The sequence below is a fragment of the Psychrobacter sp. TB20-MNA-CIBAN-0197 genome, from assembly GCF_040309765.1.
Classification (GTDB): domain Bacteria; phylum Pseudomonadota; class Gammaproteobacteria; order Pseudomonadales; family Moraxellaceae; genus Psychrobacter; species Psychrobacter submarinus.
In genome coordinates this window covers 126,308-138,427 of record NZ_JBEOPC010000002.1, presented here as the reverse complement: position 1 = coordinate 138,427, position 12,120 = coordinate 126,308, and the positions used below count along the sequence as shown (strand labels likewise).

General features: G+C 45.6%; 11 protein-coding genes. 8 read left to right on the top strand and 3 right to left on the bottom strand.

The genetic code is table 11. The features are described from left to right. The first annotated feature begins 478 nt into the window (after positions 1-478). The 7 genes from AAEY83_RS01310 to AAEY83_RS01280 all read left to right on the top strand — a co-directional run bounded on the left by AAEY83_RS01310 (position 479) and on the right by AAEY83_RS01280 (position 8,802). Positions 479-1,135: a YiaD family glycine zipper/OmpA-like lipoprotein gene (locus AAEY83_RS01310; RefSeq protein WP_025644754.1), complete on the top strand. Its 657-nt coding sequence runs from the start codon at positions 479-481 to the stop codon at positions 1,133-1,135. A 222-nt stretch (positions 1,136-1,357) separates the two neighbouring features. Beyond that, complete coding sequence (locus tag AAEY83_RS01305; RefSeq protein ID WP_156923942.1) at positions 1,358-2,809, top strand: imelysin family protein; 1,452 nt, start codon at positions 1,358-1,360, stop codon at positions 2,807-2,809. Between the two features lie 309 nt (positions 2,810-3,118). Then, on the top strand, positions 3,119-4,771 hold the full coding sequence (locus tag AAEY83_RS01300) for a di-heme oxidoreductase family protein (protein ID WP_025644750.1): 1,653 nt from the start codon (positions 3,119-3,121) through the stop codon (positions 4,769-4,771). Between the two features lie 30 nt (positions 4,772-4,801). Next, positions 4,802-5,959 carry an imelysin family protein gene (locus AAEY83_RS01295; protein WP_025644748.1) on the top strand — a complete coding sequence of 386 codons (1,158 nt, stop codon included), beginning with the start codon at positions 4,802-4,804 and terminating at the stop codon, positions 5,957-5,959. A gap of 90 nt (positions 5,960-6,049) precedes the next feature. Beyond that, a complete protein-coding gene (locus AAEY83_RS01290) occupies positions 6,050-7,453 on the top strand; it encodes a DUF1513 domain-containing protein (RefSeq protein WP_025644746.1) in 1,404 nt (467 codons plus the stop codon). Between the two features lie 9 nt (positions 7,454-7,462). After that, a complete protein-coding gene (locus tag AAEY83_RS01285; RefSeq protein ID WP_029374359.1) occupies positions 7,463-8,146 on the top strand; it encodes a M48 family metallopeptidase in 684 nt (227 codons plus the stop codon). A 53-nt stretch (positions 8,147-8,199) separates the two neighbouring features. Beyond that, on the top strand, positions 8,200-8,802 hold the full coding sequence (locus AAEY83_RS01280; protein WP_025644742.1) for a methyltransferase domain-containing protein: 603 nt from the start codon (positions 8,200-8,202) through the stop codon (positions 8,800-8,802). On the opposite strand, the gene AAEY83_RS01275 is transcribed toward AAEY83_RS01280, so the two are convergent. Next, positions 8,783-9,442 (bottom strand): HD domain-containing protein, encoded by a 660-nt coding sequence (locus AAEY83_RS01275; RefSeq protein WP_025644740.1) that lies wholly within the window; start codon positions 9,440-9,442, stop codon positions 8,783-8,785. The genes AAEY83_RS01280 and AAEY83_RS01275 overlap by 20 nt on opposite strands. Before the next feature lie 6 nt (positions 9,443-9,448). After that, complete coding sequence (locus tag AAEY83_RS01270) at positions 9,449-10,357, bottom strand: hydrogen peroxide-inducible genes activator (RefSeq protein WP_025644738.1); 909 nt, start codon at positions 10,355-10,357, stop codon at positions 9,449-9,451. A gap of 375 nt (positions 10,358-10,732) precedes the next feature. On the opposite strand from AAEY83_RS01270, the gene ahpC reads away from it, so the two are divergent. Then, complete coding sequence (ahpC, locus tag AAEY83_RS01265; protein WP_025644737.1) at positions 10,733-11,299, top strand: alkyl hydroperoxide reductase subunit C; 567 nt, start codon at positions 10,733-10,735, stop codon at positions 11,297-11,299. Between the two features lie 285 nt (positions 11,300-11,584). Here ahpC and AAEY83_RS01260 read toward each other — a convergent pair whose 3' ends face one another. Next, positions 11,585-11,833: an HP1242/YdcH family protein gene (locus tag AAEY83_RS01260; RefSeq protein WP_025644735.1), complete on the bottom strand. Its 249-nt coding sequence runs from the start codon at positions 11,831-11,833 to the stop codon at positions 11,585-11,587. Between the last annotated feature and the right edge of the window lie 287 nt (positions 11,834-12,120).

Genomic DNA, 12,120 nt, shown 5'->3' with positions numbered 1-12,120 from the left:
CGCTTAGAACGACTAAACTTACCATTTTTATCTGCAAATCGCCTAAAAAATAGTCTCTGTCAGTGCCAAGGTCGAATATTCAACACACCCTAGTAATAAATGACATCAATCAAAGACAATTTATGCAGTTTTTGTACAGAGGTATGACAAAATATTACACATAGATAGCGTCGTCTGGTCATAATAGTAACGATTGTCATAGATGACCGGTGAGCTATTTTTGTAATCGCTATAATTTTTTGCTTAAGGATAAAGTAAAAATATAATCAACTAGGAGTATAGCGTTTCAACAAACTTAGCTGTATGAACGGGCTTGTCGTCGTTATTAGTCGTTCAAGGTGTCAAAAGCGATTGTTATAAATCTTTAGTCACCAAGCGTTAATTAAAAGTCACTGATTATCAAAATAAAGTAGCAACATTTTTAAGTGATACTATATAATACATTATAACTATTCATTCAATTTGAGAGGAAATAATTATGCGTAACCAACTTATGATTGCAGCAGTAGCATCAGGTCTAGCTTTAAGCGGTTGTACTACTGATCCAAACACCGGACAGCAGCGTCTAAATAAAACTGCTTTAGGTACTCTAGCAGGTGCAGCAGGCGGCGCGGTAATCTCTAAAGCAACAGGCGGCGAAAAGACAGGTCGCGACGCTGCTATCGGTGCAGCTCTAGGCGCAGGCGTGGGCTATTACATGGAGCGTCAGGCCAAGCAGCTTGAGCAGCAAATGGCAGGCACTGGCGTTACTGTTGAGCAGAACCCAACGACAGGTGACATTGATCTAGTTATGCCAGGTAATATTACTTTCGGTTTTGATGATGCGACCTTAAGCCCTTCATTCAAGCCTACGCTTGATAAGCTGGCTTCTACTATGAATCAGTATAATAAAACAACGGTAAATATCGCTGGTCACACTGATAGTCGCGGTGCTGCTTCTTATAACATGGGTCTGTCAAGAGATCGCGCTTATTCAGTAGCGAACTATTTGAGCGCTCGCGGTGTAGCCTCTAACCGTATTAATGTCGTCGCTTACGGTGAATCGCGTCCAGTCGCTAACAACAACACAGATTCTGGCCGTCAGCAAAACCGCCGTGTTGAGTTAACTATCAACTCTCCACAGAGTGTCAACTAAGCCATAACATAAGGTTATAACTGGTTTATATCGTCTACTCAATAATTAAAAGTCAGCTTACGCTGGCTTTTTTTTGTTTAAAAAAACTTCTAACGGACATAAATTTGATATAAAAGCTGCGTAAAAGTGAATTAAAATCGGCTTAATTTATAGTTGATAATAGTTATCAATAACAATATAATTCGTAAACACTACTATTTTATATATAAGGTCTTACTAAGGATGCCCATTACTATCAATACCGCGCCGAACCGTAGAATCCTGCCCACGACTTTAGCAGCGGCTCTAGCGGGTTTATTGCTGCTATCAGGCTGTACCAAGCAGACCGATGAGGACGGGGTGGCAGCTGAGACACAAACCACGCAAACTGAGACTACCAATGCAGGGTCAGCAGCAGAGCAAGCGGGAATTGATAGGCTACTAGTCAGCTATGCAGATATGGCGCACGCCGCTTATAAAGACTCGCTTGAGACCGCAAAAGATTTACAAAATGCCGTCAACACGTATGTCGAGGCGCCTACTGAGGCGAATCTTGAGGCAGCAAAAGCGGCATATAAAGCAGCGCGTCAGCCGTATTCGCAGACTGAAATCTTCCGCTTTGATGAGGGTTTTGTCAGCGCTAATGATGAGCGTGAAATAGCTAGCGTCGATGGCTGGGAAGGGCAAGTCAATGCTTGGCCACTTGATGAGGCGCTCATTGATTATGTCAGCGATGATTATCAAGGCGAGTACAATAGCCAAGATAATATTATCAATAGCGATAGCATTGCAGTCGGCAGTATTCAACAAGATACCAGCGCAATTAGCCCTGATCTATTGGCTGAAATGAGCGAGATTGGCGGTAGCGAGGCCAATGTGACGACGGGCTATCATGCCATTGAGTTTCTGCTTTGGGGTCAAGATACTAATGGCGTCTCTGAAGGCGCAGGCAATCGTCCTGTTAGCGACTATCTGACTACTGAGGGCGAATGTACTAGCGGTGATACGGTTAATACCGATGCGAGTATATGTGAGCGCCGTGGTGAGTATCTAAAAGCGGCAACTCAATTGTTAGTCGATGATTTGAGCGCGATGGAAGCCGAGTGGCAGCCTGCGAGCGAAAATACTTTACGTAGTGACTTACTTGAGCGCCGCGGTGATAATGCACTGCGTCAGATCATGTATCAGATGGGTAGCCTTGCCTTGGGTGAGCTGGCCTCTGAGCGTATGCAAGTGGCCTTTGTCACCGGCTCGACTGAAGATGAGCATGAGTGCTTTAGTGACTTGACTCATCTAAGCTACGCTAACAATGCGCGCGGTATCCAAAATGTCTTTAATGGTACTTATAAAACCGTCGATGGTAAATCAGTGGGCGGCTATGGTGTCAAGCAGTATCTCGTTGATAAAGGTCAGACGGCCGAAGCTGATAAGCTCACTGCTGACTTTAAACGCGTAGAAGATGCCTTTAATGTGGTCGTTGAAAAAGGCGAAAACGAAGGCATTAAAGTCGATCAGATGATAGCGACCGTCGGTCAAGCAACCAAACACGGGATCACCGCTGAAGAGCAAAACAAGCGCCGCAGTTGGATCGAAAATAGTATCAATAGCTTACAAGAGCTGACCGCTGGTATCGAGAGTGCGGCCAAAGCGGTCGGTATTGATAACCTAGATGCTGATGCAGGCTCGCAGTTTTAGCGTCAAAACTTAGCATCAAAGCTTAGCATCAAAGCTTAGAATCAAAACTCTGCAGCATATTTGCTAAGTCAGTATGTATTGATAATAGCAATTTTGGTAAGCGCTTGATTTTGCTATACTGACATGGTTGCTGTCATGATAAAGCTATTGGTAGCGCTATCTAGGCGTTGATACAACAGGCACGTTGTCAACTGAGTTTGGCAACGTGTTTTTATTTAGATATATCCCCTGCTTAAAAAGCGTTTTGTATTCAGTATCTTATGCCACAACCCTTCCTACGAATAACCCATTAGGAAATAAGGTCACTTTATGAGTGTCATCTCATCAGTCTCAACACCAGTATCTAAACTAGTGAAGCTCAAGTCTGCACCATTCAATAAGGTATTAAATATAACGCTAAGCCTATCAGTACTGGCCTTAGTAGCTTGTCAGCCAGCAGAAAATATCTCGGACGAAAAGACTGTTTCAGAAAAAGAGACCATATCAGACTCAGCGCTATCTGCCGAGCGCACGCAAACCATAGAGCAGTTGGCAGGCGTGCCGATGCAGACTTTAGCGACCTTTGATCCGCAAGAGATTAAGCAGGGCGGCGACACTGGTATCACCATTACCAGTAGCGAGAGCTACTCAAAACCGTCTTCTAACTTGACGGCCTCGCGTAAAGGCGACTTTTTTATTGGGAATGCTTTTTTTAAGCAGCCTTGGGTGGTCGCGCCCGCTAGCACCGATAGCCGCGATGGTCTTGGCGCGTTATTCAACGTCGCCGCTTGTCAGTCCTGCCATGTCAAAGATGGCCGTGGTCACGCGCCGATGACTAGCGAAGATGATGCCGATAGCCTATTGATTCGTCTCGCTATGCCAGCGACAACTGATGAAGAGCGCCAGCAGCTGGGTAACTCCTTAATCGAAAAAATTGTGCATCCGATGTACGGCGGTCAGCTGCAAGATCGCGGTATTCAAGGCGTGCCGGCTGAGGCGCAAGTCACCGTGACTTGGACGGATAAACCAGTAACCTTTGCTGATGGTCATATCGAAACGCTACGTGCGCCAACTTTTGAATTGACCCATCCAGGCTACGGTGATTTTGATGATGAGCTTATGGTTTCACCAAGGGTAGCTTTGCCGATGATAGGGCTTGGCTTGCTTGAGCAAATCCCTGATGCCGATATCAAAAAACAAGCCGATAGTGAGGATAGAAATAACGATGGTATTCGCGGTACCTTTAATTGGGTTATGGATCCACAAACGGGCAAAACGGCACTGGGCCGCTTTGGCTGGAAAGCGGGGCAAACGAAGCTCTTAACCCAAAATCAGAGCGCCTTTAATGAAGATATGGGGCTGACCTCAAGGATTCGTCCTAATGAGTCTTGCACGCCGTTACAAACCGCTTGTCTTAACGCAACCACTGGCGCTGATGATCAAGGGGATGGCAAGTCGCCTGTCGAAGTCAGCGATGAGGTTGCCAGATTTGTGGAGTTTTATACTCGCAACTTAGCTGTGCCGCATCGCCGTGATGCTGATAGTGAGCTAGTACTAGCGGGTAAAAAACGCTTTTATGAGATCGGCTGTCAAAGTTGTCATACGCCCAGATATGAGCTACCAAAAACGGACGATGATCATCTTGAGCAGCATGGACAAGTGATTTATCCTTATACCGATTTGCTCTTGCATGACATGGGCGATGATCTTGCCGATCGGACGATCGCCGGCGCATTGCCGCCAAAGGATGCGCAAGTTGAGTTCCTAGCCAACTCCTATCAGTGGCGCACGCCTGCGCTCTGGGGCATAGGCCTTGCGCAAACGGTCGATCCGCAAGCGACGTTTTTGCATGATGGACGGGCGCGCACGCTGATGGAGGCGGTGCTCTGGCATGGCGGCGAAGCGCAGAGTCAACAACAAACAGTGCTAAAACTTGATAAACAAGGCCGAGCTGAGCTTAACGCTTTTTTAAAGTCGTTATAGTCAGTACAGTCTAAATATACCGAGAAAAATATGAAAAATAACACCAATCCTTTATTAGTGATGGCATTATCGGCATTGAGTGCAGGCATACTTATCAGCTGCGTCAAACCCGCCGATGACAAGCCCGCCACTGACAACGACCGCCCAAAAGTGGTCGAAGAAAATAGCGCGACAACAGAGACAACCGGTGCAGCTGCTAGCGCTTCAGCTGACATTACCCCTGTAGAGATTAGCGCGGAGACCGAAGAAACCTACCTCACTCATGTCGCCGATGATCTGATCATTCCCGCTTACGCGGACGCCGCTCAACACAGTGCAAGCTTGCATAAGTTAGCGAAAAAACACTGCCAGCAAGCGCCTGTCAGTGGTATTGAGCTACAAGAGCTGCGCAATCAATGGCTCGTATTAGCGCAAGCATGGGCCAGTGCCGAGATGATTAACTTTGGCCCCGCAACTGAGAGCATGAGCAATCTATATATTAACTATTATCCTGATGAGCGCGGTCTGGTGCATGACGGCGTCGCTGAGCTAATAGCGGCCAATCCAAATTTGACCAAAGCGCAGCTCGCTGATGAAAGCGCTATTGTCCAAGGTGTGCCGGGTTTAGAGGAGGTCTTGTATGCCAATGATAGCTTAGATGCCGCGCAGTGCGCTTATATCATTGGTGCCAGTAGCGCTTTGGCGGATCGTCTAACAGCGATCGAAAATAATTGGCGTAGTGATGCCGTCCAGCTACTCGCTATCGATAAAACTGCCAATAGCGATCAAGGCCTCAATCAGTGGTTCAACTCGTTGCTATCCATGATTGAGACCACCAAGTCGAGCGCTATTGATCAGCCCTTAGGCCTCACAGGTACCGCCAAAGGTCACGTGCCAGCAGCTACAGCAGGGCAAAGCCGCGCGATCATTAATGCTAAGCTTGCAACCTTAAACAAAGCGCTGACAGATCCGGTACTCAGCGCCATCTTGAATAGTAAAAAAGAGAGCGTCGTCGGTAATAATCTATCGACTTCCTTGGCGCAGACCACGACTTTGCTCGCGCAAATGCCTGAGGACATAACCCAAGCGGACAAGGCCGATCAGCAGCAGTTGCTTGAGCAGATGGCAGAGATTACCCGAGTCATCAAACGCCAACTGATTCCTACGCTTGGCATACGTGTTGGTTTCAATAGCACCGACGGAGACTAGAATTTTGGTGGTTAAGCTAAGGGTTTATCGTTTTATAAATAATGAGTCAAAGACTTATGATAGCTGACTACAAAACTACGAGAAATAGTAATGCAAAATAAAACGTCGAATCCGGCTTCTAATGACTTTTTGAGAACTCTATCCGCGACTGTGACTGCGACAGCGGCGATAGTTGGCGTGCATCATTATTATCGTAAGCAGCGACAGCCAGAAGCGCGTTTGCAAGACTATGTGATTGGCATCAGCGCTAAAATGCATTCATCAGCACCACTACCGCGCCTACAGTACGCTTATCAGCAAGCAAAGTTGGCTTATCAAAATTATCCTGATAATAGCGCGCAAGCGGTAATTATTGAGGATAAGGCAAATGCGCTAGCTGAACGTCATACCACCACTATGTTACCGCGCCCAGTCTGCTGGGTGAGCGGAGTGGCAGCAATGCCTAAAAGCGTAAGCTTGGCTAATAGCAAAAACACGCACAATGACAATGATCATGACTTTGGCGTCGTCGGTATCGACGCTGATCGGCAACTCGTCTGGCAAACCACTATGCCTGAGCGCGTGCACGATATCGTGGTGCAGCCTATGGCTACCAAAAACACCCAATCGCGCGATGTGGTCGTCATGGGTCGCCGTCCTAGTGAAGGCTTTTGGGTGCTAGATACCGCAAAGGGGCAAGTCAAACACACTATCAAAGCCGCTACCGATCGGCACTTTTATGGTCATGCTTGCTATAGTTCGGATGGCGCCCAGCTATATATTACCGAAAACGATACGGTCAGCTTAGAGGGTAAAATAGGCATTTATAACGCTGCTAATGGCTATCAAAAAACGGGCGAATTTGACTCACATGGTATCGGTCCGCATGAGCTGATTATGCATCCTGATGGCGAGACTTTAATCGTCGCTAATGGCGGTATCAAAACCGAGCAGGCCTCGCGCGAGGAGCTAAATCTAGACAGCATGCAGCCGTCTTTGGTTTATCTCAATCGCTATACAGGCAAGCTCCTAGAGCAAATCACCCCTGAGCATAATCAGATGAGTATTCGTCATCTGGCTATACATAATGACGGCACAGTGATGATAGGGGTGCAGTTTCAAGGCGAGCGGCATATTAATGTGCCGTTAGTGCTGACGCATCAGCGCGGAGACGCAGACTTTGCACCTTTATTTATGCCAAATAACCAATGGCAGCGCTTCCATCAGTATATCGCTAGCGTCGCGGTTAACAGCGAGCGTAATCTACTCTGTGTGACCACGCCTATCGGCGGCTGCGCGGCTATTTATGACGTAACCACCCGCCAGCTGATAGACTCAGTGCCCTTGCCTGATTGTGCAGGCGCGTCAGTGCGCGTAGGCGAGCAAGGCGGTTTTATTGTCAGCGATGGGCAAGGGCAGATAACGACTTTACTGACCCCTGATCGCACTGCTATCACTACTGATAGCGTGACGCACAAAATGTCTTTTGACAATCATTTGCAGGCACTTTTATGAGAGTGCTCCGTGCCTAGCCAAAACCTCATTGATAAACATAGGACGCCTTTATTGCAAAGCGCTATCGAGCGTTTGGCGGCAGCTAATATTGAGCTGCAAATCAGTAAAAAACGCGTTAAAAACATCAACTTTCGGCTAAAACCCAATCTCTTAACCGTCTCTGTGCCAGTATCTGTAAGCACCATACAAATGGCGCAGTTTATCGATAAGCGTGTCGCGTGGGCATTAGCGCACCATCCGCAAGTGCTAGAAAATTACCAACGTAAACAGCAGCGACAATCCCAAGCTGGTTTACCTAAACTCGCTGAACCTTTATGGTTATGGGGCGAGCAGCAGGACTTTATACTCAGTCACGATAAAAAAATCGCGCTTTATCGTCAGCAGCTTTTACAAGTTATGCCAGCGCTGTTTGAGAAGTGGCAGCCAATAGTTGGGGCAGAAGCGGCAGAGACGCGTATTAAAAAAATGCACACGCGTTGGGGCAGTTGCAATACGCGCGCACGCCGTATTTGGCTATCAGTATACTTGCCTGCTTATCCTATAGAGTGCTGCGAGTACGTCATCGTCCATGAGTTATGTCATCTACATCATGCTAATCACAGCCGTGAGTTTTGGCAAACGGTAGCCACAGCGATGCCGGAATATAAACAGTGGCATGATACATTAGCAGGTAAAGACGGGACGTTAGATTAATTATCGAAATCTTTGTTTTGTTTGTCTCATGTGTTTTAGAAAAAGGCTAGGTTATGGATAACGTTAATCAATTCAAGTTTTGGCAGCAGCGCTACGAAACCGACAGTATCGGTTGGGATATGAGACAGGTATCACCGCCGCTCAAAGCCTATATCGACCAATTACCTGAGTCGGCAAAGCATGATGCTATCTTAGTGCCGGGCGCGGGCAATGCTTATGAAGTCGGTTATCTTTATGAGCAAGGATTTACTAACGTCACGTTATTAGACTTTGCGCCTGCGCCGATTGCCGACTTTGCTAGACGTTATCCTAACTTTACATCTGAGCACTTAGTCTGCGCCGACTTTTTTGAATTATCACCTGAGCGCTATCAGTTTGACTGGGCGCTTGAGCAGACGTTTTTTTGTGCGATAAACCCGCAGCGCCGTGACGAATATGTACAGCAGATGGCCGGTTTATTAAAGCCAAAAGGTAAGCTAGTAGGGTTGCTATTTGATAGGGGTTTTGACCATACTCATCCACCGTTTGGCGGTGACGTCGAAGAGTATAAGCAGCGCTTTGAGTCGCATTTTGCTATTGAAATCATGGAGCCTTGCTATAACTCTCACCCTGCGCGCCAAGGCAGTGAGCTATTTATTAAGCTGCAAGCAAAGTAAGCTCGCGTTGGATGTTCGCTCGTGCTGGCGTCTCAAGCCGCTCATAGTAATAGCAAGTTAGATAAAGCGTTGGATGGGCCAATAGTTTGTTTAATACCGCCATTCTTCCTGTACGATATTCGGCTAATGACACATGGCTATACTCTTGTCGCACCGATTTAGCGTATTCTTCATACTCAGGCCAACTTGCGCCTAAAACAGATAAATCCATATCGAGCAAATAGGCGGCGTCAAGGTCGGCATGGTCAGTAAGCTGATGATCTGCAGTCATCATTATTAGGTCGTAAATACGTTTAACCTGTTTAGAGGTCAAATATTTATCTAAGACTTGCACTGCATACTCAGCGCTTTTTAGCTCATTATCATTACGTATCGGCGCATAAATCACGTCATGATAAAACAATGCTAAGGCAATAATAGCCGGCTGCTGTAGCTTATGGTTAATCTGCTCAAACTGACAAAAAAGCTGCTGCAAATGTGTGAGCGTATGATAAGCGCGAGTAGACTCATTGTAACGATTGGCGATATCCTGCCAAAGCGCATGAGCTTGCGCAGGCTTAATATCGCTATTTGTAGCCGATAGTAGATGCTTCTCAAAGCATTGACTAAGACGAGAGCTGGTTTGCAAGAGGTCGGTCATATTTGCTTAGCTCTTATTGGCCGCTTCTTCTAATGCTTGTTTAAACACATTACCCAGTAGATTTACGTCATCGACACGAGCGTAGTTTAGACGCGTGACAAAGGCAATGTGACGATGCGGTCCGGCCTCGGCAAGTGGCACAGCGACCGCGTTTTGGTTATGTAGATGCAGCTGATCGAGCGCCATTTCAGGGACCAGCGTTGTACCCATATTCGCTAGCGCCATCTGAATTAGGGTGTTTAGACTGGCATCAGAAAAACTTGATTTCATCTCAGCGCGATCGAAATGACAGACGGATAAGGTCTGATCAGTTAAGCAGTGACCCTCGCCCAATAGCATCAGATTCGCGGTCGCTAGCTCATCTGAGCTAATGCTATCAAGCTTGGCGTGTACATCATCATTGGGGAATACCGCAAAAAAGTTCTCTGACCAAAACTCGAAGCTGTGTAGTCCATCGACCGCATAAGGCAGTGCAATAATAGCGGTATCGATATGACCATAGCGCACTTGTTCGAGCAAGCGCTCGGTTTGCTGCTCAACGATCGTCATGCGAAATTCAGGATGATGCGCGCGAAGAGCGGGCAAGACTTTAGGCAATAGATACGGCGCAATGGTCGGAATGATGCCAACCGTCATCGGATAAGCTAGCGGCGCTTGATGACTATGAGCGCGAGTCGTAAGATCATTGACCTCAGAAAATATACGCTGGGCGCGTGTCAAGATATCTTGCCCGATAGGGGTAATCAGCACTTGCTTGTTATTACGCTCAAATATTTGCGTATCGAGCTGCTTTTCTAGCTCTGCGATACCGAGACTCAGCGCAGACTGTGAAATATTACAGTCTTCAGCAGCGCGCTTGAAGTGACGATGCTTGGCAACGGCCAAGGCAAACTCGAGTTGACGTAAAGTAATCATAGGGACTCTCTAATACCATTTATATAAAATTCTTCGGAAGTATTGGTTTATCTTATCGCTCACAAACCGATAGATATAGCCGCTTTACGTATCATTATTTTACAAATAACAGCGGATAGAATAGTTTAACAAGATTAATAAAACAAAACATCAAATTAAAAACTTTTAACTGGATTAACCATGAAATTCGCGTATAGTTTGTCTTGTAACCCAGATAGGTAAAGCTGGCAGCAATATTAATTGAACAATTAATTATTAGCAGTCGCTTACATGATACTATAATGTAGGTCGCTTTATGACTTTAGCTCCTACATAGAAATCATCGATTAACTATCATTATCTTGTAACCATAAACTTCACAAAAAGGAGCCACTCATGGCCGCTATTATTAATCAAGAAATCCCAGAGTTTTCAACCGAAGCGTTTGTAAATGGTGAGTTCAAAACTATCACCTCAGACGACGTCAAAGGCAATTGGGCTGTATTCATGTTTTATCCACATGACTTCACGTTTGTTTGCCCAACTGAGCTTGAAGACATGGCAAACCATTATCAAGAGCTAAAAGACTTAGGCGTAGAAGTGTACTCAGTATCAACTGACACGCATTTTGTGCACAAAGCATGGCACGACTCTTCAGAAGCGATTGGCAAAGTCACTTTCCCAATGTTGGGTGATGGCACTGGTAAAATCACTCGTGGTTTTAACATCATGATCGAAGAAGACAACGCAGCGCTTCGTGGTACTTTCATCGTTGATCCAGATGGCCTCATCAAAGTTGCTGAAATTCATGACCTAGGTATCGGCCGTAGTGCAAAAGATGTGGTACGTAAAGTAAAAGCCGCTCAGTACGTTCGTGACAACGACGGTGAAGTATGTCCAGCCGCTTGGGAGCAAGGTCAAGCAACCCTAAAACCAAGCCTAGATTTGGTTGGTAAAATCTAAGTAGTTGATACACTATTGAGATAACTTTATAGCACTGATCATTACTTATATTTGACCAGTATTATAGATGAAGACCCTATTAGCAGATGCTGATAGGGTCTTTTTTTACATCTCATCCACAGGCTGACACCAGATTTTACCCAATGTTTATCTTAGGTTATTTATGCTGATAATAAAGCCCTCATCAGCATAGTGTGATGAGGGCTTTCATATCGTTATCTACTACTCTCTATCACCAAAAATCTTTATAACCTAAAAAAAGTTTTTATTGGTTTTAAATCGTCATTAAACATGTGACTGTAGTTGGTTTTTCTCAATGACTCTATAAATCTCATCTTTGAGTTGCAGCTTTCGTCGTTTCATCTGTTCAATCTCATCGTCCCAGCTCGCTTGCGTGACGCGGTCTTTTTCTAGCCTATTAATTTGCTCGTCGAGCTGAGTATGCTCATCAAATATCACCGCGAAGTGGCTATCTTTTTGTCTAAGCTCGTCAATAATCTCTCTATTATCTTGCAGGGTATCAGTCTTTCTCATGTTTTCATCCTTGTTAGTAAGCGTCAAGTCGTTATAAACGACCGTCCACGCATAATGATTAAAACCATTAATGAATTTAAGACTCTAAAGCGCCAAGAGTTACTGGTATAAAGGCACTGCATTTATTAGAGTGACTACTCCTAAAAACAGTCGTTTTTCTTAGCACTTCTCTCGATTGTAGCGAAATAACAGGGTGGGTTCTAGGGTGATTTATTAATAATAGGTTTAAATTACTAGATGATATATATCTTATGATTTGTTTTATAAAACATATGGTTTGACTTTAT

Bases quoted from the DNA above. Each gene is read 5' to 3' on its own strand.
- ahpC (WP_025644737.1), top strand. From the start codon at position 10,733: ATGGCCGCTATTATTAATCAAGAAATCCCAGAGTTTTCAACCGAAGCG.
- AAEY83_RS01290 (WP_025644746.1), top strand. From the start codon at position 6,050: ATGCAAAATAAAACGTCGAATCCGGCTTCTAATGACTTTTTGAGAACT.
- AAEY83_RS01275 (WP_025644740.1), bottom strand. From the start codon at position 9,442: ATGACCGACCTCTTGCAAACCAGCTCTCGTCTTAGTCAATGCTTTGAG.
- AAEY83_RS01260 (WP_025644735.1), bottom strand. From the start codon at position 11,833: ATGAGAAAGACTGATACCCTGCAAGATAATAGAGAGATTATTGACGAG.
- AAEY83_RS01295 (WP_025644748.1), top strand. From the start codon at position 4,802: ATGAAAAATAACACCAATCCTTTATTAGTGATGGCATTATCGGCATTG.
- AAEY83_RS01300 (WP_025644750.1), top strand. From the start codon at position 3,119: ATGAGTGTCATCTCATCAGTCTCAACACCAGTATCTAAACTAGTGAAG.
- AAEY83_RS01280 (WP_025644742.1), top strand. From the start codon at position 8,200: ATGGATAACGTTAATCAATTCAAGTTTTGGCAGCAGCGCTACGAAACC.
- AAEY83_RS01310 (WP_025644754.1), top strand. From the start codon at position 479: ATGCGTAACCAACTTATGATTGCAGCAGTAGCATCAGGTCTAGCTTTA.
- AAEY83_RS01305 (WP_156923942.1), top strand. From the start codon at position 1,358: ATGCCCATTACTATCAATACCGCGCCGAACCGTAGAATCCTGCCCACG.
- AAEY83_RS01270 (WP_025644738.1), bottom strand. From the start codon at position 10,357: ATGATTACTTTACGTCAACTCGAGTTTGCCTTGGCCGTTGCCAAGCAT.